The organism is Bartonella sp. AA86SXKL (assembly GCF_042196885.1).
In genome coordinates, this window is sequence record NZ_JBHIRE010000010.1 from 35,703 (window position 1) to 58,800 (window position 23,098).

19 protein-coding genes and 1 pseudogene are annotated in these 23,098 nt (G+C 39.4%); 4 read left to right on the forward strand and 16 right to left on the reverse strand.

Annotated features, from left to right (window positions below):
* Positions 1–211 precede the first annotated feature (211 nt).
* Entirely contained in the window at positions 212–2,092 is a 1,881-nt protein-coding gene (locus tag ACFIO5_RS05805; protein WP_375642958.1) for an AsmA family protein, read from the reverse strand.
* A 315-nt stretch (positions 2,093–2,407) separates the two neighbouring features.
* Here ACFIO5_RS05805 and folD point away from each other — a divergent pair, with 315 nt between their 5' ends.
* The gene (gene folD / locus ACFIO5_RS05810; RefSeq protein WP_375618434.1) at positions 2,408–3,307 is read left to right on the forward strand and encodes a bifunctional methylenetetrahydrofolate dehydrogenase/methenyltetrahydrofolate cyclohydrolase FolD; all 900 of its coding nucleotides are present in this window, start codon (positions 2,408–2,410) and stop codon (positions 3,305–3,307) included.
* Positions 3,308–3,373: 66 nt separating this feature from the next.
* On the opposite strand, the gene edd is transcribed toward folD, so the two are convergent.
* From edd to ACFIO5_RS05845, 7 genes are all read right to left on the reverse strand, one after another.
* Positions 3,374–5,197 carry a phosphogluconate dehydratase gene (gene edd, locus ACFIO5_RS05815; protein WP_375634707.1) on the reverse strand — a complete coding sequence of 608 codons (1,824 nt, stop codon included), beginning with the start codon at positions 5,195–5,197 and terminating at the stop codon, positions 3,374–3,376.
* 54 nt (positions 5,198–5,251) lie between these two features.
* Positions 5,252–6,004, reverse strand: coding sequence for a 6-phosphogluconolactonase (pgl, locus tag ACFIO5_RS05820; RefSeq protein ID WP_375618432.1), 753 nt, complete (start codon positions 6,002–6,004; stop codon positions 5,252–5,254).
* A gap of 10 nt (positions 6,005–6,014) precedes the next feature.
* The gene (gene zwf / locus ACFIO5_RS05825) at positions 6,015–7,487 is read right to left on the reverse strand and encodes a glucose-6-phosphate dehydrogenase (protein WP_375705149.1); all 1,473 of its coding nucleotides are present in this window, start codon (positions 7,485–7,487) and stop codon (positions 6,015–6,017) included.
* A 120-nt stretch (positions 7,488–7,607) separates the two neighbouring features.
* Positions 7,608–8,891, reverse strand: coding sequence for an NAD(P)/FAD-dependent oxidoreductase (locus tag ACFIO5_RS05830; RefSeq protein ID WP_375629621.1), 1,284 nt, complete (start codon positions 8,889–8,891; stop codon positions 7,608–7,610).
* Positions 8,892–8,902: 11 nt separating this feature from the next.
* Positions 8,903–10,330, reverse strand: coding sequence for a glutamine synthetase family protein (locus ACFIO5_RS05835; protein WP_375633534.1), 1,428 nt, complete (start codon positions 10,328–10,330; stop codon positions 8,903–8,905).
* Between the two features lie 458 nt (positions 10,331–10,788).
* Positions 10,789–11,085: a class I SAM-dependent methyltransferase gene (locus ACFIO5_RS05840; RefSeq protein ID WP_522729873.1), complete on the reverse strand. Its 297-nt coding sequence runs from the start codon at positions 11,083–11,085 to the stop codon at positions 10,789–10,791.
* A gap of 136 nt (positions 11,086–11,221) precedes the next feature.
* Positions 11,222–11,917: a type III PLP-dependent enzyme domain-containing protein gene (locus ACFIO5_RS05845; RefSeq protein WP_375633533.1), complete on the reverse strand. Its 696-nt coding sequence runs from the start codon at positions 11,915–11,917 to the stop codon at positions 11,222–11,224.
* A gap of 981 nt (positions 11,918–12,898) precedes the next feature.
* On the opposite strand from ACFIO5_RS05845, the gene ACFIO5_RS05850 reads away from it, so the two are divergent.
* The 3 genes and pseudogenes from ACFIO5_RS05850 to ACFIO5_RS05860 all read left to right on the forward strand — a co-directional run.
* The gene (locus ACFIO5_RS05850; RefSeq protein ID WP_375633531.1) at positions 12,899–13,678 is read left to right on the forward strand and encodes a hypothetical protein; all 780 of its coding nucleotides are present in this window, start codon (positions 12,899–12,901) and stop codon (positions 13,676–13,678) included.
* A gap of 10 nt (positions 13,679–13,688) precedes the next feature.
* Positions 13,689–14,909: an MFS transporter gene (locus tag ACFIO5_RS05855; RefSeq protein WP_375636608.1), complete on the forward strand. Its 1,221-nt coding sequence runs from the start codon at positions 13,689–13,691 to the stop codon at positions 14,907–14,909.
* Between the two features lie 42 nt (positions 14,910–14,951).
* Positions 14,952–15,107 (forward strand): annotated as a pseudogene (locus tag ACFIO5_RS05860) (DNA-processing protein DprA); the annotation flags it as partial.
* A gap of 807 nt (positions 15,108–15,914) precedes the next feature.
* Here the strand turns inward: ACFIO5_RS05860 and ACFIO5_RS05865 are convergent.
* The 8 genes from ACFIO5_RS05865 to ACFIO5_RS05900 all read right to left on the reverse strand — a co-directional run bounded on the left by ACFIO5_RS05865 (position 15,915) and on the right by ACFIO5_RS05900 (position 23,084).
* On the reverse strand, positions 15,915–16,040 hold the full coding sequence (locus ACFIO5_RS05865; protein ID WP_375621113.1) for a hypothetical protein: 126 nt from the start codon (positions 16,038–16,040) through the stop codon (positions 15,915–15,917).
* A gap of 109 nt (positions 16,041–16,149) precedes the next feature.
* Positions 16,150–16,278 carry a restriction endonuclease gene (locus ACFIO5_RS05870; RefSeq protein WP_375684027.1) on the reverse strand — a complete coding sequence of 43 codons (129 nt, stop codon included), beginning with the start codon at positions 16,276–16,278 and terminating at the stop codon, positions 16,150–16,152.
* 651 nt (positions 16,279–16,929) lie between these two features.
* Positions 16,930–17,049, reverse strand: a complete 120-nt coding sequence (locus tag ACFIO5_RS05875) for a hypothetical protein (RefSeq protein WP_375636642.1) — start codon at positions 17,047–17,049, stop codon at positions 16,930–16,932.
* 381 nt (positions 17,050–17,430) lie between these two features.
* On the reverse strand, positions 17,431–18,774 hold the full coding sequence (locus ACFIO5_RS05880; protein WP_375701223.1) for an MATE family efflux transporter: 1,344 nt from the start codon (positions 18,772–18,774) through the stop codon (positions 17,431–17,433).
* An 805-nt stretch (positions 18,775–19,579) separates the two neighbouring features.
* Complete coding sequence (locus ACFIO5_RS05885; protein WP_375705150.1) at positions 19,580–20,488, reverse strand: MFS transporter; 909 nt, start codon at positions 20,486–20,488, stop codon at positions 19,580–19,582.
* 158 nt (positions 20,489–20,646) lie between these two features.
* Positions 20,647–20,769: a hypothetical protein gene (locus ACFIO5_RS05890; protein WP_375633524.1), complete on the reverse strand. Its 123-nt coding sequence runs from the start codon at positions 20,767–20,769 to the stop codon at positions 20,647–20,649.
* Positions 20,770–20,907: 138 nt separating this feature from the next.
* Positions 20,908–21,078, reverse strand: coding sequence for a MerR family transcriptional regulator (locus ACFIO5_RS05895; protein WP_375633523.1), 171 nt, complete (start codon positions 21,076–21,078; stop codon positions 20,908–20,910).
* A 65-nt stretch (positions 21,079–21,143) separates the two neighbouring features.
* Positions 21,144–23,084 (reverse strand): restriction endonuclease, encoded by a 1,941-nt coding sequence (locus ACFIO5_RS05900; protein WP_375705151.1) that lies wholly within the window; start codon positions 23,082–23,084, stop codon positions 21,144–21,146.
* Positions 23,085–23,098 lie beyond the last annotated feature (14 nt).

Here is a 23,098-nt window from a genome sequence, read left to right on the forward strand (position 1 = left end):
GTTTTTTATTCCTCTCTTCAGTCATTTATCTATACCAACCTCACTTATTATGACGGTGAGGATGGTTTTTACTGCTTCACGACGAACGGATTTAAAATGAGAGAATCTTCCGATAATGGGAGCTCTGATTTAAATTTAAAAGACAATTTTAAGTTGTAAAAAGACGAATTACCATTATAGGATAGAATATTATACAGATGAAAAACGATACTCAATCTGCGTTAATATCTTTTGTAACCCAAAAATCACCATGATTTTGTCCTTTAGAGCTTAGAGAAAATGTAAAAGGCCATGCAAGGCTATTAGCAAGACATTGGACATCTTTACATAAAGTTTCTGATCTATAGTTTTTGCGTAGTTGTGCCTGTAATATCAGTTCATTTTCCTTCCCTTGCGCAATAGCAGTTGCAATGATTCCTTGAATGGATAAGCTCAAGTCTGCTGTACGCATTAATGACTCTGTTACCTTCATCATACCTTCTGAAAAGCTTGTCTGAATATCCCAGTGATCAAATGTTGTTGAAAAAGTATCATTATTCATTAAAAGAAATTGTTGTTTATTTGAAAGTCTTGTTTGTAATTCATTCAGATCATACCCTAATAGCCGACCAGAAGACATCTTCAGTGTTAACTCACCCTGCATTTTCGTAAAAATTTCTGGCCAAGAATCAGCAAGTGTTCGTACCGTTGCAGTAAAATTCGTTTTGCTTTGTATAAATGGAATAAATCCCAAGATTTCTAAAGTCTCCTGCATATCAATAGAAGCACCTGAAATATTTCCTCCAATACGCACTTTCTGTCCAGCTGAGGTAACTTCAATATTACTTTGCACAGATCCACCAAAAATATTCGCATGTCCAAGATCAAAAATACCATGACCATCTCTTATTTGTATTGCAGCAGCTAAATTTGTGAGTGAAATATTTCCTATTTTAGCTTGTGGCGCAGAAAGTCGTATATCCACGCCAATACAATCAAAAGTTCTAATGTCAAAGCAGGCATTTTTCTTTTTACCTGAAAAAAACATTGAACCCAAGAGGCTAAGGTCTAGATTATCAAAGGCTAAAGAGCCCATGACATTTGGTACATAATCTTGAAAATCGAGTTTTAAAGCTCCTCGCGCATTGGCTTTCCCCATCGTAAATGTAACATTGTTCATTTGGATATGCATTGGCTGCGCTAAAAAATGAGATTCCCATACAATGGGTATTTTTAATTTATGTCCCCAAAACTGATTTCCACCAACCCAAGACAATGTCTGATTCCATCCAGGAGAACGCATTGACACTTTTCCGTCAAAAATATAATATTCAGATAATCGAGCCTTTCCTGTAAAAGTTATTCCCCCACGTACAGAATTGAGACTTGCCCTAATATGACTTTTGCCTCCAGCAAAAAGCAGTAATGCTTGAGAAGCATCAAGTGATAATTTTGTAAACTCTCCGCGCCAACGCGCATCTGCACGTAACCGTACTTCCTGAGTTGATTCCGGCCAATCTAAAGTTGCATTTAATCCTGTTATTTTTTCTGCTACTCCTGAAAAACTATCGTGATACACAAGAACACCATTTTTAATGACAATCCGTCCAAAAGGTTGTTTTAAAAGGTGCTCTATCTCTGGATGCTCAGGATTATGTTTTAATATTTCACGCGTATTACGTATTGCCACCCCTAATGCACCTTGTGAGCGAGAAAACCGATCAAAAAAATCTGCTATTGTTTTAACAGGCTTTTCCATAACAAATTGAGGATGCATAATCCGCGTCTCTGAAAAAGAAATATGTCCCCAAAGAAGATCGACGACAGAAAGATCAACTTCTATTGATTCAGCTTCCATTAATGGCGCAACATCATCCATTTTTGATGTTAAAGTAACGCCAGAAAGAAATGCTTTAGGATAAGGAAAAAGATGTAACCGCGGTGGATCACGCAATTGCACATTGTAACCCGTCCATGCACTTAAATCCTGCGCTAAACGAATACGAATCGCATCTGTAGAAATAAGATAAGGTAAAACGAGAATCCCCACTCCAAATAAAAAGATAATTGTAATAAAAACTCCGCTCAAAAATTTTATTATTCTGATGCGCACATTATCCCTCTATACTTATCCCCCTATAACAGATTAAAAACAAACTTAAATGATCATAAAAAGTTTTTATAACCCTATAATTCACTATATCCACTTTGTATCTTCATTATTTTTGTTCTTTATCCAAAATTTATTCAAACAGCAATGTTGCTGCTTCTTTATAAAGCAATTATTTAAAAGTCTTCAAAACTATAAATCCACAACATTATAAAACCATTCTTACTGTTCTCATATGAATATTGCTATAAAACTCTATCGTATTATTAGAAAATGCTTTACAAAAAAAACAAACAGCCTTACCGAAAGGATCTCTGAATGAATAATATTATCGACGGAAAAAAACTTGCTGAAGAGATTATTGTGAAAGTTAAGGCCGAAACAGCAAAGCTCCGCCATCACTATAATATACAACCTAGTATCGCTGTTATTATCGTTGGAGATGATCCTGCAAGTCAAGTATATGTCACCTCAAAAAATAAAAAAGCCGAAGAATGTGGGTTTCTTTCAATCAAACATGTCGTTTCCAAAGAAACGCAAGAAAAAGAACTCCTTCAACTTATTGCAACATTAAATTCTGATCCCAAAATTCATGGTATTTTGGTACAGCTGCCTCTCCCTGCTCATATGAATACAAATCGCATAACACAAGCCGTTGCTTTCCAAAAAGATGTTGATGGTTTTCATTATATTAATGTAGGAAAACTCGCAGCAAACGCACTTGAAGATGCGATGATTCCCTGCACTCCAGCTGGAGCCATGATGATGATTGAACAACACTGTGGGCAAGATTTATCTGGACTTGATGCTGTCGTTGTTGGACGCTCTAATATTGTTGGAAAACCTATGGCTGCCCTTTTAACAGCAGCCAATGCCACTGTGACAATTGCCCATAGTCGTACCCGTGACCTTGATGATGTGTGTCGAAGCGCTGATATTCTAGTAGCAGCTGTAGGCCGCCCACAAATGATTAAAAAAGACTGGATAAAAGATGGTGCAATTGTTATTGATGTCGGTATTAACCGCGTTGCTGCACCAGAAAAAGGTATAGGGAAAACACGTCTTGTTGGTGATGTCGATTTTGAAAACGTAAAAGAAAAAGCTGCTGCGATCACCCCTGTTCCAGGAGGCGTTGGACCAATGACAATTGCCATGCTTATGGTTAATACACTCAAAGCAGCTGCGCGATCACACAATCTGCCTATACCAAAATTCTAAAAATTGTAACAATTCCTTGTATATGGTTTCATTGTATATGGTTCAGCTTATTTATTTTTGCATTTTTCATGTCATAAAAACAGATGCCCCTTGATCTGCACGATTAACGAATTGACGAAAAACATGAAAAAGTTCGCGTCCAACACCATGTTCGTTTTTTGAAAGATCCGGAGGTATGATTTTTCGCGCGTTAAATTTTGCTAAATCCTCCAAAAGAGTTAATTTACCCTCATGAGCATCAAGAAAAACAATATCACCATCCTGCAAACGTGCAATGGGGCCATTATCCACTGCTTCTGGTGTCACATGGAGAGCAGCAGGAATTTTTCCTGACGCTCCTGACATACGCCCATCGGTTATCAATGCTACCTTTTGACCGCGATCTTGTAAAACGCCTAAAATGGTCGTTAATTTATGAAGCTCTGGCATACCATTGGCTTTTGGTCCTTGATAGCGAATGACAGCGATAAAGTCTTTATTATGCAACACTCCAGATTTAAAAGATTTTTGTAGTTCCTCTTGATCATTAAAAACAAAGACTGGTGCTTTAATCTGCCAATACTCTGGTTTAACAGAGGAAACTTTTATAATAGCTGTTCCCAAATCTCCTGATAAAACACGAAGACCACCATCAAGCTGAAATGGCTTTCTCCACCCCGCTAACACCTTATGATCACCACTTTCCTTAAGAGCCGCTTCACGTACCACATGACCATCAGCAGAAAGCTTTGCTTCAATTGCATAAGCATTGAGATCTTTACCAAAAACCGTAGAGACATCTTCATGTACCAAACCTGCCTCGATAAGCTCGCGAATAATAAATCCCATTCCCCCCGCAGCATAAAAATGATTAATATCTGCTAAACCGTTAGGATAAATGCGCGCTAAAAGAGGCACAACGGATGAAATTTCTGCAATATCATGCCATGTCAATTTAATACCGCAAACAGCAGCCATAGCAATCAAATGAATCGTATGATTGGTAGAACCTCCTGTTGCATTTAATCCTACAATGGCATTCACAAAAGAACGCTCATCAATGATCATACCAAGTGGACTATAATGATCACCAAGATCTGTCATTTCAAGTACACGTTTCGTAGCTTCTTTTGTTAAAGCATCACGCAATGGTGTATTCGCATTAATAAAAGAAGCTCCCGGCATATGAAGCCCCATCATCTCCAGTATCACCTGATTAGAGTTAGCTGTTCCATAAAATGTACATGTTCCTGGCCCATGATAAGAACGTGCTTCTGATGCTAAAAGTGTTTGGCGATCTATTTTATTTTCCGCGTAAAGTTGACGTATCTTCGCTTTTTCATCATTACCTTGACCACTTGTCATGGGACCAGCTGCTATAAAAATTCCTGGTAAATGACCAAATGTTAGTGCACCAATCAATAAACCTGGTACAATTTTATCACACACCCCAAGATACAATGCTGCATCAAAGACATCGTGTGATAAGCTTATAGCTGTCGCCATTGCAATTACTTCACGCGAAAAAAGGGAAAGCTCCATCCCCGCATTTCCCTGTGTAACACCATCGCACATCGCGGGAACACCACCTGCAACCTGTGCAACACCACCAACCATACGGGCCGACTCTTTAATTAAGTGAGGAAACTTTTCAAAAGGTTGATGCGCTGAAAGTATATCGTTATATGCCGTGATAATGCCAATATTCCCAACGATATTTCCCTTCAAACGCTCTTTATCTATTGCACTACAAGCAGCAAAGCCATGAGCCTGATTGGCACATCCTAAAAAACTCCGTTTGGGGCGATGAACTTGTGCTTTTGCAATACGATCTAAGTAAATTTCTCGTGTTGATCGAGAACGTTCATAAATCCTTCGTGTAACTGTGGCAATTGTCTTGGAAAGTGCCATATTTCTCTCCCCCTTCATTGTTTCTTCCCCTCATTCATTGAGAGAGATTACGTTTTATTCACCTTGTGTCGCATACTTTGATTCACTTATTTCATTTTCTGCAGGCGACCAATAAACCTGAACGAGATGAGGGGAATTACGCAAAATTGCCCGAATAGGCATTTCTATTTCAAACCCGTCTTGACAAGCTTCTTCAAAACAATCGCGTTTCTGAAAACCTTCGAAATGGAGAATAATACAACGAGATTGCATAATAACTGGCAAAGTTAGTGAGAGTCTTGGCTCAACAGCACTCTTAGCATGAAGGGGTAAAACAAGTGCTTGTGTTCGTAAATCAAGCGCTTGCTTTAAACGATCAGCATCAGGAAAAAAAGATGCCGTATGTCCATCCTCCCCCATTCCTAAAACAACAACATCAAAGGGTTTAGGCAAAGTATTAACACGACTCGCCGCTGAAAAAGCAGCAAGTTCAGCAGTAATTGCTTTATGATAAAGCCCTACAAAACGTGCTTTTTCGGCAAAATTTTGTAACAAATGACACCGTACCATATATTCATTTGAACGTTCATCGTGTGTAGGGACAAAACGTTCATCGACCAAAGTGATAATGATCTTTTGCCAATCAATATCCGCTTTTGACAAATAATGAAAAAACAATTCTGGTGTTTTACCACCAGACACCGCTAAAACTGCTCTCTTGCGCTCAAGAACAGATACACTAAGCTCTGCGGCTACTCGATCTGCTAATGCCAAGGCTAAAGTCTGAGGGGTTTCAAAATCTAAACGGTCAATATTCATTCTATACATACTTATTGCTCTAAACTAAATTGTTCCATATACGCCCATCACGTTCCATGAGGCTCATCGAAGCAGACGGCCCCCACGAACCAGCGTTATAACTGTGAACAGGCTGTTTTATTGCTTCCCATCCCTCAATGATTGGATCAATCCAATGCCAAGCAGCCTCAACTTCATCACGACGCATAAACAGTGTTTGATCTCCACGAATAACATCCATTAATAAACGTTCATAAGCATCAGGATTACGTTCAGAAAATGCGGAAGCAAAACTCATGTCTAATGGAATGTGACGAAACCGCATACCGCCATAACTTGGATCCTTAATCATCAACCATTGTTTTACACCTTCATCAGGTTGGAGACGAATTACAAGCCGATTAGAAAAAATTTCATCTAAATCCACATTAAAAATATTATGAGGAATAGGTTTAAAAACCACAACAATTTCAGACATTCGCGTGAACATGCGCTTACCTGTTCGTAAATAAAAAGGCGTATTAGCCCAACGCCAGTTATCAATCTTAACCTTAAGTGCTACAAATGTTTCACTCTTACTCACTCTTCCCAGATCATCAAAATAGGACTCTACCGATATACCATTTGATAGACCAGAAAGATACTGCCCACGTACAGTATGCTGCCCTACATTATGGACATCAAGCGGTGTTAAAGAATGTAAAACTTTAAGTTTTTCATCGCGCACAGCATTAGCACTGTTAGTAAATGGTATTTCCATCGCAACCAAACAAAGTAATTGTAGCATATGGTTTTGAACCATATCGCGTAGAGCACCAGTGCTTTCATAATATTCTGTACGCCCCTCTAACCCCAAAGATTCAGCAACGGTTATTTGAACATGATCAATATAATTGGAGTTCCATAGCGGTTCATAAAGTGTATTAACAAACCGCAATGCCATTAAATTTTGAACAGTTTCCTTCCCAAGATAATGATCAATACGAAAGATCTGCTCTTCATTAAAGGCGCTTGCAAATACATCATTAAGTGAAACAGCTGTTTTTACATCACAACCAATTGGCTTTTCAATGATAATCCGTGTTTGTGCTGTCACCAAATCATTTTTTTCCAACTTCATCGCAATATCAGCAAAAAGTAACGAACCAACAGCCAAATAAAAAGCTCGAATATCCGCTGAATCTTGTGACAGAAGAAGGGCTAAATCCTCCCACCCTCGATTTGAGGAAACATCAACAGAAACATAGCTTAAACGTGCAAGAAAACGATTGAGTTCTGTTGAATTGAGATCTTTTGGATGGATATGTTTTTCTAAAGAAATGCGGACAAAATTTTGATATTCTTCACGACTTAAGGAAGTGCGCGAAACCCCAATAATACGTGTTGGCTCACTGAATTGCCCAGCACACTGACAATGATACAAAGCCGGCAAAAGCTTGCGCAACGCCAGATCACCATTGCCACCAAAAACAATACAATCAAAGGAAGAAACTGGAATAATTTTACGCACCATGAACTTGTTTATTTTTCTATTCGATTATGAAATCCCATATCACTTATAAAAGCTTTCATCATTAAAGCAGACAGATACTAAATAAGCCATTAATTTTCTTCATTTCAAGCAATGTTTCCATTAAAGGCGATCCAATAAAGAAAACCAACGCATTGCTAAAAATATAAGCGGATAACGCAAAACTCTTCCTCCCGGAAAAGATGAAATCTTTAAGTCTTGGAAATAGGAAAAACGTTCATATTTTCCAGTTAACCATTCTGCGTATAATTTTCCCACGAAAGGAGCCAGCATAACGCCATGCCCTGAATAACCACCACAATAAGTCATCCTTGAAAAAATTTGGCGAACATAGGGCATGCGTTCAACTGTGATGGCAACCGTTGCTCCCCACCGATGGCTTAAATTGATAGAATGTAATTGAGGATAAATTTCAACAATTTGCCGTTTTATACGTTCATCTAAATTTAGAGGATGCTTATTATCATAACTTTCTACACCACCAAATAAGAGACGATTATCAATGCTTTTGCGAAAATAGCGAACCATAAAACGGGAATCATCAACCGATTCCCCCCCTATAAGAATTGAACTATGCTTTGGTAATGGGTCCGTTGCTCCAATATAAGAGCGAATAGAAACAATATTTTTTTCAATAAAACGCTCCAGACCAAGTTTATACCCATTTGTTGCAAGTAAAACATGCTCTGCTGTTACACTACCTTTTTCTGTTATTACTTTCCAATGTGCTCCCTTGCGCCTTACGGTCGTTACTTGTGACTTCTCATAAAGCTTAGCACCAGCATCTTGTGCTCTTTTTGCCAACCCAATAATCAATTTTAAGGGATTTATATGACCGGTATCCGCATCATAAATACCACCACAATAAAAAGTTGATCCAAGTCGCTCAAATGTTTCAGCCTTATCCATAAAAGTAAGCGCGTGATAGCCATAACGCTGCATCGCCTCAATATGCTGTTGATAAGAGAGAAGCTCACGCCTTTTATGAGTTACAGAAAGCTGTCCTCCTATCAAATCACAAGGACAATTAGGCATTGCGCATAAAGCTAAAATATCTCTTTTAGCTTCTTCTGCTAAATCAAATAGAGCTTTACTTCGCTCAAAACCATACTTTTTTTCTAATGTTTCTACCCATTGCCGTTGCCCTGTTCCCAGCTGTCCACCATTGCGCCCTGAAGCACCATCACCAAAACGTGATGCTTCAAATAAAACAACATCTACTCCAGCCTTGGCTAAATGATAAGCAGCCGAAAGACCCGTAAATCCGCCTCCAATAATGACCACATCACACTGTCTGTTTTCACAAAAAGAAGGATAAGAGGGACGTTCTCTTAAAGCATCTTCATACCAAGAAATTCCTGGAGAAATTGAATTATAATCAATCATCGTCATAAAATTTAAACATTCAGCAGGAGATATTCACGCTCCCACGGACTGATTACTTCCATAAAAGTTTCAAACTCTTGTCGTTTGATTGCAGCATAAGTACTGACAAACACATCCCCTAAAATAGCACGTATCACTGTATCTTGTTCAAACAAATTGACTGCCTCAATGAGCCCACGCGGTAACTCAATATTATCAGCGTTTACATTATTTATCGCTGGCTCATCCGGCTCAATTTTTTGTTGCAAACCAATAAGACCACACGCTAAAGAAGCCGCAAGGGCTAAATAAGGATTCGCATCTGATGAAGGAAGCCTATTCTCAACACGTCGCGCTTGAGGAGCAGAACGGGGAACTCGAAAAGCTGTAGTACGATTATCATATCCCCACCGCAAATTAACAGGAGCCGAATTATCAGGGACAAGACGTCGATAAGAATTCACATAAGGCGCAAGCATCACAAGTACGCCTGGCATATGTTTTTGCAATCCACCAATAAAATGGCGAAAACAGATACTTTCTTCACCATTTTCCTGTGTAAAAATATTCATACCGGTTTTCTTATCAACAACCGATTGGTGAATATGCATAGCAGAACCCGGCTGCCCTTGAATGGGTTTTGCCATAAAAGTTGCATACATATTATGTTTTAGTGCTGCTTCACGAATTGTTCGTTTAAACATAAAAACTTGATCCGCTAATTCAATAGGATCACCATGACGTAAATTGATTTCAAACTGTCCTGCTCCTTCTTCATGAATGAGGGTATCAATTTCCAATCCTTGTGCCTCTGAAAATTGATAAATATCATCAATCAAATCATCGAATTCATTAACACCAGCAATGGAATACCCCTGTCCACCACCAATTGAACGCCCAGAACGACCAACCGGTGGAACTAACGGATAATCAGGATCGGGATTTTTTTGTACCAAATAAAACTCAATTTCTGGTGCCACAACAGGGCTTAAACCCATTTTTGTGTAAAAATGAACCACTGTTCGTAAAACATTGCGTGGTGTGTAATCCACAACCTGACCATTTTGATACACAAGATCACAAATCACCTGTGCCGTAGGAGCATCTTCCCATGGAACAATGCTTAACGTAGAAAGATCAGGCTCAAGGCGTAAATCACCATCTTCTTTAGGATATTCAAAACCATGACCATCTTCCGGATAATCCCCTGAAATTGTTGCCATAAAAACTGCTGAAGGCAATGCCAATGATGTTTCCGATGTAAATTTTTTAGAAAGCATCATCTTGCCCCGTGGTACCCCTGCTTGATCAGGCGTAATACATTCAATATCCTCTACCTTACGAAAAGCAAGCCATTGTGAAACTTGTTCCCAATTGCGCACACCACGTAAACTTTTGAGAAAACGAGAGACAGGTTTAAAATTCTTACTTTTCGTTTGTTTACCATTTTTTACAGCCATAACATACCAACTTTAAAAACAATCAAGTCCTATTCTTATTGTATCAGCCCATGCATAAACGACACGAAAAAAATTTATCAACTGATATTTTTGAAGAATACTATAAGATCTATCAAGGTAAAAGAACTTTACGCTCAAAAAGCTATCCTATCACCATAGTGAAAAAATTGATATTGCACCCGATACATCGGTGCGAACCTTCTCCTTATATAAAATAGCGAGAAATACCATATTGTACGTAACCTAATTCCGATTCAAATAATCATATATAAGCAAACATTGACGAGAATAATAAAGGCGAGATATTTAATTTCCTTTTGGTTGTAGCAATGCTTCATATTAAAAGAAAAGAAACTTTTCTTTTAATATGAAGCAAGTTTTGTAACTCTATTGTTATCCACATAGAAGTAAACACCCTAGGATGGTGAGTAGCCTTTACAGCTAGTGCTTACAAACACTCACCCCGCCATAATATGCGTAAATGTATTTTCAGGATAAGTCATACGCTCAGCATTTCCGACATGAAACTTAACCATCGTCTGCATAACAGAGCTATCAACCTTGTTCTGAGCGGATGGTACAGACTCTGCACTTATATCAATTCCCACCGCTTGACATTGCACTTCGCACACAATATTTAGAGCTGAGAATCTAGTAGAGCATACCAAATCCAATAGATAGGATTTTTTGCTAATTGCGCCATGCGTGATCCAACATTTGATAGTTTCCAGCCCACTAGGAGGTGTGTTATTTATATCTAAAAAGCCAAAAAATCAGGATATGAGAACACAATAATATCAATTTCCTTTGAACTAACGTCCTTTACGTCGATCTTTCACTATCGTAAAATCTTTTTTGTATCAGTTACTTTCACATACTTTGACTTATGATCTAGTGATACTGTGCAGATTGAGCACACATCCCCAGAGCCCAGATTATAATTAAGTTCGTACCATTCTGTTCTTTTATAGAGCTAATATTTGAGAATAAATAACCATAATCTTTAGATATAATACGCCTAGGTTTAATAATTACCGTAAGCTTATGTAAATCACAACCCAATTGTGATAATGCCTCATAAATTTTACGAGGGTATTCGTCATTGACCGTCACGGCATCGCAAAATGCTGTGGAAGTCGGATATCCTCCGCCTAGACTGATAAAACTTTTTTGATCCTTCAATGCGTAAATATCCTTTCCAGCCTTAGTTAAGGTGGATACTATTAACTCAGTCGAATTCAAATTAGAGCCCACATGCAAAGGCACCCCATTAAGCCTAATCCTATTGGATTCTAGCAAAGATAATGCGGCACGTAACTTCGCCGCAGTCATACCAAAACACGATCTATCCCCGTTTGCCAGTACATGGCACAGTCTCAATGAGATTTTAGGTAATATGTCAAAATGGCGTGCAAGAGTGATGATGTCATGTAATTCGATAATATTATCACACTGGATATTTATATGTTTTCTAATAGATAATTCTATCTCTTCTCGAAGTTTTACAGGGATATTAAAAAATGTATCTCTACCTTTAAAACCATCTTTTTGCGCTAATGATATTTCATAACCAGACGCAAATTCCAAATCCCAGCAACATAACAAAGATACCCCGCACGTCCATTAAAATACCCTGCTTTTTCTCGCCCTAGGCATTCATAGCCCGACCGCGTAAAACAGGATACCAATTACAATATCAGACCATAAGGCTGCAAGAGAAAGTTCTTTTATATTTTTATCTTTACATTGCCTCTTAAACAAGCTCATCTGTTCATATAATGAGTTATATGTATAATACATATAACTTCTACAAAAGGAGGATTCATTATGTTCCGTAAAAATCTTTGGTAATACACTCGGATGATTGGATCACCTGTCGCCCGTCAATAATATAGTGCGAGTTAAGAAATTGGGGGAGGTAAGCTATGCAACTCGTGGATCATCCTTTTGTGAAGTTCGATCAACTCAAGCCGATTTACAACTTCACATATCCGTTATTTCGCACTATTTCAAATGAATTTTACGATTACCTAGACTTTAATAAACTAGCGCAAAGTAAGCAGATTCCACAAGCGCGTACCATTTCTCTTTATTTGCATATTCCCTTTTGCGAAACCATCTGTTCCTTCTGTCCCTTTCAGAAAGGGGCCTACAAGCACGTTAAGCAAATCGAATCTTATATGTCAGCGCTTACCACAGAGATCAGAACCAAAGGAAATTTCATTCGCTCGCTTAGAGGGCCCATCCGCAGCATCTATATAGGGGGGCGGCACACCGTCGCTTTTGTCCGCAGATAATATCCGACACATCGGAAAAGTATTGCATGCCGAATTTGAGCTCTCTTCCTTAACCGAATTTACACTGGAAAGCGAACCGAAGAGCGTCATACGTGATAAACTTTATGCTGCCCGTGAGATCGGCGTTAACTGAATCAGCTTCGGCATACAGAGTTTCATTGAGCGTTTCCGATCATTGTTTAACCTCACCTCAACACGTGAACAAATCAACAATACCGTGGCTTGATCACAAGACATAATTGGACATGTCGGTTTCAACCTACTATATGGCATGCACAGCCAGCAAGCTGAAGAACTATTATACGATTTGAAGCAAGCCAGCGAGCTTCACCCTGAAACCATCAACCTCTATGCAATCAACAATCTGGCTATCACGTCGCAACTGCATAAGTCTTACGCACAAAAAGGGCTAAAACCGTCCAGCCTACAGCATCGACAGATGCTTCGATTATTTAGCGATATCGTTATGCGCAGCTGCGGCTATGCGCCGTGTAATGGGCATTCCTATATCAAAATTGCCAATAACACTCCTCTAACGCTCGCTAAAACGAGTTCAGCTAATTATTTCCGCTATCACAAATATTTGCATGGTTATCATGACAATTATGTGGTTGGCTTTGGGGCGTCAGCACTGTCGATTCTCGGCTCACTCGTCACACGAGCCAATCCCAGTCGAAGCGGATACATTACCGACATACAACTTAAAGGAAAATCCAAAGTATACTACAATTGGGTATCAGCGGAGCAACAAGCCTCCAAAGCTTTGTGTATGCGGCTACCTTATAACGGCTATGCCAAAAAAGAAAGAATTGACTGGACCGCACTTCCCTCTTTCGTATACAATAACCTACAACAGCTCATAGGTGCAGGTCTCATCGCAGAAAGTGATAACAATCTCCAGCTGACTCAGCGTGGTTGGCAATGGTATTCCAACCTTATGTATTTTCTTCTACCTCAGGAAGACAGGAATATCTTGGACGACTATGTCGCAAACATGCTGAATACAACCGCCGTACTTGATGGAACAGCGGAAACCTGTGTGGCATCTTAAGGAGAACAGAATGTTCACGCTTTTTGCCAACAAGAACATACGCTATTTTTGCCTAACCGTTAGTCTGCTCGCCTTACTCAGCGGTGCTTTGCGCACTGCCATCCCGCTATTAGCAAGACAATCTGGATATGGCATAATCGGAGTAAGTTGGGCGCAAGGTCTCTTTTCATTAGCGTGGCCAATTTTCGGCATCCTTGCAGGCGCTTTACTTGATCGCTGCGACAAAATAAAACTTGCCACCTCGGCTCTCTTCATCTTCATGCTACTGCATATTGTCCTGTTCGTACTGCTCATGATACAGATTACTCCAACCGAACAAATTTTCTTCTATGCAACCATTGCTGGATTCATCGTCGTTTCTGCCGAAGCTTATATAATGACGATTCCACCACTTATCATGGAGGGAGAGCGATTGATGACCTTCTACTCTATTGTCTTGTTTTTAGATTTCGGGGTCTCCTATTTTCTTGCCCCTGTCATAACAAGCAGCATTTTAGCGCATAGCACACTGCTATTTCTCGGCCTGTTAATCGTGCTTTTTATCACATTGATTTTTACCGCTCGCCATGCTGTTCCGACATCGCCAACACCTGATAAAGAAAACATCACTTTCCGTTATATCATTGCCGGCTTTCATTTCATTTTTTCAAATCGGCATCTTACCTCCCTTACATTACTCACATTCTTTCTATCGGTGGTATTTGGAGCATTCCTAACCTCATTCATCTTCTTCGTTACCGACAGTCGGTATCTGGGCCTACATAGCAGCCAATATGGCGTGATGTTTGCAGCCTACGCGCTTGGTACAATGGCAGGTGCCTTATTTGCACCGCATATACGTTATGCACCGGTGCGCCTAGCTGTTCTCACTGACGGTTTAGGAACGGTTGTCTTGCTGTTGATTCCAGCCTTTTCAAAAAGTGCTGTCGTCGTATGGGGCGTCACCTTTATCGCTGGCATTGGAGCAAGCTTATGGTTTATTGGTGTTACCGCCTTCAGGCAGCGCCTCACACCAAAGCAACTTCTCGGGCGAGCTAATTCTGCTTTTCGAGTGATAGGCTATGCTGGAACGCCGGTCGGAAGCTTTTTGGTCGGCGTCCTTGGTTCTTTTATATCATTGCAGTTTGCTGCCACCTTTATCGCTGGGCTCCTATTGGTGGCTATCGCGATAACGCTTCCATTTCTTTGGCAGGCTGATCATATAAACACACCCAATCCTGCCACGAGGTAACAGCTGCTTTAAAAAAAAGACACGGTCAAAAAAGGCACACATACCCTATTACGCAATCGATTGATCTGTTCTTTGGATGAGAAAATTATCACCATAATGGCTGATAGAGCCAGCGGCACTATAGAAGCAGCCAAACAAACGCTAAAGACAAAACAGCCCCTTTACGTTGCATTGGGCGATGATCCAACGCCTATATGAAGGATGCAGAGAGCTTATAGCGTACGAAGTGCAATTCTTAACCAAAAACTCCGCCCTAGCAATACCCACTTATACTCCAGTTAATCCGTTACCCGCTGGACATCAAATGCCTCACCCCTTTACTGCTCCTCAAAATACATTTTGCTGCACTTACGCGCCGTATTCTTCCTTTGTAATTAAAAGAGCAGCCCTCCTTTCCTAGTTTAGGATCCCTGCCTACACAATGCAGCAACAGATGCGACCATATATGCATTCACGCCTTAGGGCCTGCATAGTAGAAAGCTTAGTTCGAGAGATTCATAAAGCCTATATCCCAATAAATTTTCCACCCAATCCACCTTTTAAAAGGGCGGCTTTATATAAACCGTTAGAGTAAGCTATGAAATCCTTAGGTGTATTAGAAATAATTGACGGTTTTTACCTCAGACCAATGTTGATTGACTTTTACTCGTACATATACGCAAGCGGTGCTACTCTTTTCTTAGATAGAAAGGACATAATCGTTACCATCTGACCTATTATTGTTTGAAAATAAAGAAAAAGTATCAGTGCAACTGATGATATTGAAGAGCTATCTCATTATGTAGCTGTACTTAATTACGGCATTATTACGGCATTGGGAAGCTAGACACGCAATCACCCATTTCTGCGTGCCTTCTGCATGATATTCATAAGATTTTATTACGCGGTAAACGCGGTACGTCCAAAAGCCTTAGCGAATTTCGCAAAGCACAAAATTAGCTTGGCGGTACGCAACTAAAGACAGCGTCATTCGTGCCGCCCACTCTTACCACAGCCCCACTCTCTCTACCACCATCCCCGCTTAGAATCGCGCCAACTCATCACCGGTGCCTCGTTAAACACCACACCAGTCTCAAGAGCGGTAAAATGCGCCTTGCCGCATTTAATCTTCAGCATTTCTTTAAGGCGCAAATCAAACTCGCTATTCGTTCCTTTTGTTTCCAGTACAAAATAAAGCTTTTGCGCGCCATCTCACTCTAAAAAACCGCCCAATCAGGCGTATAAGAACCAATGGGAATGGTTATTTTAAATTTCTTGGCAGTTTAAAAAACAATCTTACATCAGAGTCATTATCGAGATTTTGCGCAAACTCTTTCTCAATACGGCTCTCACAAATCTCATGATCATAAACACTTTTCTTATTGACCACCGTTGGCCCTATGATCGCCTTTTCCGACCTAATTTTACAGATGTAGAATCAATCTTATTATGATGCGCACATCCAGAGATTATTTTATCCTCTGCATTAGAACCAAAAACATGAACAATACGCAAGCAGCTTCGGTAAGAAGACCAACCGCTCAATCTCAACCTACACGAAAATGCATGTGCAGGCGAATGCCCCCCATAATATGCAATATTTCAAGCCCGTCTATAGTGGTATCCCTTTTTAAAATTGTGCCTATGGCTTATAATAATCTCCAAAATATACATTTAGCCCTTGTCTGAAATAACTCAATTTTGGATTGATGAGAACGAAAACGCGCTGCGATAATCACGTTGTTCAGCCCTAATAACCGGCACAAGAGAGCCAATATTCCTGCACCACCAACGACTAAATAACGGTATTTCCTATCAATTTTGATCATATCCTCCACCCTTATTATTTTAAAATTTGTACATTTTATCAGCAAGATGTGCGCAGCAAACCCGTACATTTGCGCTGCTAAGTCTCCATGTACGGACTGCATTCTCAGACACAAAATCATCTTTAGCTGAAGCAACTTGATATTGCAGAGCTTGTCCATAAAGCATATGCACAATTAGTACCAAATATACACATGGCAGTGCGCATTTTTGCTTATATTGTCATGAGAGAGAAGACCAAAAGCTTTATCCAAAAAGCATCATAATCTAAATTATCAAGAGCATTCTTCAATTCCTCTGAATAAGATCCGTGATAAATAGGACTTGCAAGAATAACACCGTCGCGGCTGCGATTGTTTTAACAAATGCATACACTTTAGCATCGCAATGGTAATAACTTATAAAAACAACAACTTTTTTAAATGCCTCCTCAACGGCGTATGAATATAAGCACGTTTTTTCTCGTCATTTTTTAAGGTATTAAACTCTTCCAATCTACCGAACTTACTCTTAAATTAAAGCCGAATGATTTTAATAAATCCATATTATTTTAAAATTCAATAAAGAATATTAAGGCTACAATCAAAGGCACTTCTTTTCAATATTAAGCAAGTTTTGTAAGCTATATTGTTATCTCTATAGAAGTAAAACAGCCTCTATGGACGGTGAGTAGCTAAGCCTTCACAGCTAGTGCTTTACAAGCGCTTTATAACACTCACTCTGCCCCAAACATAGGATTGCATTTTATTAAATAACCCACGCGCATATAATTAAAGATAGAAACGATTAAGCTTGCACCAATCATGCCAAGCCAATAGCCAATAAAGTCATATTCAAAAAAATGCGTCATTAGCGCTCCCCCAAATAGGCCTAACCCCCAATAACTTATTGCTACAACAATTGTTGACCAAAACGTATCAAGCAAACCCACAAGTATGCCATTGAGCATAGCTCCTAAAGTGCCAAAAGCAAAAGACAATAAGATGAACGGAAGCAACTTCCAAGAGAAAACAACAACGCTGTCTTCAGAAATATTAAAGATGGTTGTAAGGATAAATTCATAAGAGAGATAAACAACCACTGATAAAAATAAGACATAAGCTACAGCAAAAACTGTGACACTCATACGCAATTGTTTTAGAGCCATATTATTCCTATCTGCTCTATACCACGCTGCTATTGTCGCGGCTGCGCTGGAAATCCCCAAAGCCACCACAGAAATAAGCATATCGAGTCGCATCCCTATCGTATGTGCGGCCAAAGATTCGATCCCATAAGCCGTAATCATGAATGCAATGACAGAAGGAAAGCCCTCCGCAATAAGAATACGTATACCAATAGGTAGCCCTACTCGCAGCAATTTTATTATTCGTGAAATCTCTAACTTTGGTCTCAAATAATTAAAGCGAAAAGAATGAAAAGCAGAATTGCGGGACAATATTATTGCTGCTGCAATAACAATTAAAATACGGATCAAACTGCTCGCAATTCCAGCACCAAAGACACCTAATCCGCTTGCAGAACCTATACCAAAAATAAGCAGCCAAGAGATAAGAAAATTTACGAGGATAGCCGCAAACATAACCCAGGTTAAGGGCTTTGGATTACCAATTGCTGACAGTAATCCCCGGCTATTCACATAAAGATAAAAAAACACCACTCCTATAGCAGCACCACTATTATATTCCTGCGCTATATTGGCAATTGTCCCATCTTGGCCGAGAAAACACAAAATATTCCTCGTGTTGAGTAAAATGATCGCACTCATCATTCCAATCACAAGGGAAAGCCATATTCCTTGATCAAACCATGCCTTTAATGCATATCTATCTTGTCTGCGAAAACTTTCCGCAAGTTTTGGTGCAACCGCGGTAATAATACCTAGCCCAAACAACATAACAAAACTAAATATACTCAGAGCTAACATTGTACCACTCAAGGCTTGCACGCCTAAATGCGCTACAAGCGCTGCATCTGTGAAGGAAATTATCATCTGAGAGATAAACCCTATAGCCAGTGGCATGCCAAGAGATAGCAATTGCTTCATCACAACAAACATTGTGAAATACCCTTCCATATTGAAAGGTGTATTAAGATCGGATCTTTTAAACAAAACACATTGATTTTTTCCGTAAAGCCTTTCCATCGCAAGTCTTTCCTAAAGGATGCATAATGAGAACGCATTACGGTAAGAGGAGATGCCCAGTTCTTAAAAGAGAAGCGCAATGCGCCTTTATTGGTTTTTTGGACTTTATGCCATGCGTTTTTTTTGTACAATATTATGCCCCCAAGCAACTACAGTCATTGATAAAAGATCCTCAGCGAGCCGTTTGTTCGTCTTGTATATCCATTTTTAGTATTTTTAATCAAACTTTTTGGTACTGCAAGTAATACACCTGTGCTAACCTTTGCTTATTCGCTGCTTACATACGTAAAAAACAAAGCCGACCAAGTTGTCAAAAAACACAGGCATTAGCATTTTTACAATCCATTGTGCCTATACACCGATTAAAACAGCTATTAATTTCGACTAAATCCATATAAGATGACCCACACACTATTTTTTCCTGTGTCTTTATGTAAGTCATAGGCAAGTCCCTATTCAACTGTATCTTCACTCTCAAACCTCCTCGTCTTTATTAACTTTTTATCAGTATAAAGCCAAGCCAAATTAAGCGGGATAATTAAACATATACAAACCAAGGCGAAACAAAAAGCTGCTTCTATACAAACATTGTTTGCCAACCAACCAATCAGCACAAGCGCTAAAATACCAAAAATACGAGCAAGAAAACTAACAATGGATAAAACCGTATTTGCATTCTTTTGTTGAATATGTTTAAAAAATTCTGCTTCAAACTGCGTTACGGGGACAGAAAAAAACTGTGAAATACGGTGAATAAAATAATGGGGGCCCAACTGTTTGCAACGAGAAGCAGAGCAAGCATAACAACAGCACTCAGGACTAGTGAATACAAAGTTATCGCCATAGGAGCGTATTTTTGCATAAAATATTTAATTACAAAGCGATTAAATAAGTATTTTACGAGAGTATAAGACACAAAGCACAGGCCAAGAATAAGAATTTTAGTCTTTCCTGTTGCATTGTCTAATACTCCTGTTTGTCCAAAAATAAAAGGTTGCCAAAAATGAAATACTGGCTGCAATGCAGCAACAATAAAACCACATATCAATATATAATATAACCCGATCTTTGAGGTAACTAAATAAGCAAAAGCTTCTGTTGCATGCAACAAAGAACCTGAGTCTATTGGCTGACTATCCGAAACGGATGCAATAGCTATCCCCGTCACCCGACTAAACAAGAATACAAGCACGAGAAACCCGAAAGAACAAAAATAATATGCTGACTGATAATTATCCATACACAAAACAATAAGAACACCTAGCGCACCAGCAACCATATTCATGAATGCCGCTAGTTCCCGTTTATAGGCGTTTACTTGGTGGTAGATCAAATTACCCTTGTAACCACCGCCGTCGATTAAGCCTTTAATCCATGTGCTATCAGCGCCAGAACATAAAGCAAAGCCTAAAGCATAAATAATTTCTGCCAGAATTAAGACAAAAAGATTAGGCGCGTAGATACATAAAAAGAAAAAGAGCGAAAAAAAGAAACATGATAAGATAACATTTTTTTTAACGCCAATTTTATCTCCTAAAATCCCACAAGGCACTTCAAAAATACAAATAGCTGCGCTAAACACAATTTGTAATAAAGCTAACTGTGTTATACTAACGCCCATAGACAAGAAAAAAAGCATGGAAAGAATCTGTAATCAGCCGACCCCCACTCATTGCCGCACAGCCATAGAGCAACTTTTTAACTTCATAATCTATCGTCATTAATATATCCAAAAGCTATAAAGCTGGCGTTTTTTCTGCCGCCAGCTTTATATATTTTAAAATCTCAATTCAGAAGGGCACATCGAGCAGCCATTTTCTGCTCACTTACTCGGGCTTTGAGCGTAGCAACATCAACACGCTTAATTTTAATTTTTTTCAGTGGATTATACATATTTTTAGTTTTCATAACTTTACCCCCCGTATTAAATGAAAACAATTAAATTTAACATGAAGTGTACATTATAGCTACCTTTTGTCAATTTATTATCTTGATATAAAAAGCTTTGCTCTCCCCCTCACCCACGTTAAGTATTTCATGCACCAATCATTCTGCAACAACCACCGCAGCACTTGGAAACTCATGCGCCCCTTCGGGCAAAGTACGCTTATATTCACGCCAATTTATCACCGGCTGGTCGTTAAACGCAACGCTCGTTTGCAGTGCAGCAAAATGCGCTTTACCGCATTTAATCTTCAGTAATTCTTTAAGGCGCAAATCAAACTCGCTATTCGTTCCTTTTGTTTCCAGTACAAAATAAAGCTTTTGCGCGCCATCTCACTCTAAAAAACCGCCCAATCAGGCGTATAAGAACCAATGGGAGTGGCTATTTTTAAATTTCTTGGCAGTTTAAAAAACAATCTTACATCAGAGTCATTATCGAGATTTTGCGCAAACTCTTTCTCCACACTGCTTTCATAAACCACATGATCATACACACTCTTCTCACTCACAACAGCTGTACGCTCTAAATTTGCCACAAGCTCTTCACTGGTAAAAAGCTCTTGCACACTATATTCTTGCCCGACCAGCTTTAAATATTTAATGCCATCAATTGTAAGATTAACATAGGTTTTATTGAGTATTTCTTCTATGCACTCTAAAAAAGCTTGTGGATTTTTCACAAACTCATGCTCACGACCACTCTTTGTCAAAATACCAATAATTGTCTTTGCGGTTAATTTCAGCTTTAAGGTCAAATAATGTACAATGTTCGGCAGTGCACAAAAACTATAATCAAGCGCACTCTGCTTTAATAACTGCTCTTCATAGGTCACACCAGCACTATCCAGTTCTATCTCTGCTGTCTGATAAACCAAATGCGCGGGCGCAACTGGTGCCATTTTTTCCACTGCATCCACTGCTTTGGCAACAAACTCTGTGCGATCAAGCTTTGCACGATAAGTGGTCTTTTTATTGATCTTCTCCCTCAAGGACAAAAACTCTGGCGAAGCCACTGTTTGCTTTTTAAGCTTAACCCGCACTTCGCGCGTAGCATTACGAATAATCGGCATGGCTTGGCTCGCTTCTAGCGCCTGCAGCACAGCCTGCTTTTGCCCTTTACTAAAACGTTCACTTAAATCTAACGTCCCAGTCGCCCATTGCGCTTTTAATGTATCTGTGATTTTTCCTGCTGATGTAAGCAAGGCTTTTTCACGCAACTCAACCAATATATCAGCAGCCTCTTGCGAAGACAGAATCTTTGTTTCCGTCACAGCTGTCATATAAATCAGATCTTGCAGTATCTCAACATTAATAAGCGCGCCCGCATCAGTTTTTTTCACAATTTCTTGACGCAATTCGCGTGGCATTTCCTCCGCGCCTATAGCATCAAATTCGCTCGCTACTAAATTTTGATCTACTTTAACGACACCCGCCTCATCAATAAAATCTTTTGCAACAAGTATTTTAACAATTTTTTGTGCTTGCGATACTTCCACTTTAGCAGCCACATATTTTACATCTTCATAAATACGGACAACCAAATGCTCCATCTGCAATGTACCAAGTTTATAACCAATATCCGCCTCTAATTCTTTTTGCAATGTACTCACAAACTCAGCAAAGCTTTCATTCACCATGACATGCAGCACATTTATATCTTTATTTTCTACCGGTTCACCTTGTTGATTTACGCATAAGCGCAAACCGCGACCAATCTTTTGCCGTGCGGTAAAATTCGATTTTTGTTCAATCAACATACACACTTGAAACACATTCGGATTATCCCAGACTTCTCTCAAGGACGAATGCGAAAAGATAAAACGCAAGGGGCATGCAAAAGATAATAACCACTCCTTATCGCGCATAATCGTGTTATAAGTGTCATCATCAGCTTGGCTGTCGCCCTTTGTATCCTTATACACGCCTTTCTTGTCTTGCGAGAAATAACCGCCGTGCACGTTTCGAATATTTTGCGCAAACTTAGTTCGCAAGGAGGCATATTTCTTTTTCGCCAACAGCTCTTCATAACATTCTTCAAACATACGCTCATAAAGTGCTGGCTCTTCATCAGAGCTACGATATTTAGCCACCTCATCAATAAAAAAAAGTGATAAAACTTTAATCTCTAAAGGCACAAGCCGCAATTCCTTATCTAAATGTGTTTCTATAGTGCGATAAATTTGTGCGCGTTTAAGCTCTATTGTATTCACATCACCAAGTGCGTGGCCAAATTTGACAATTTCAGTATCAGAAAACTCAACAGCTTCATCCCCCGCCATGCAATTGATACCCG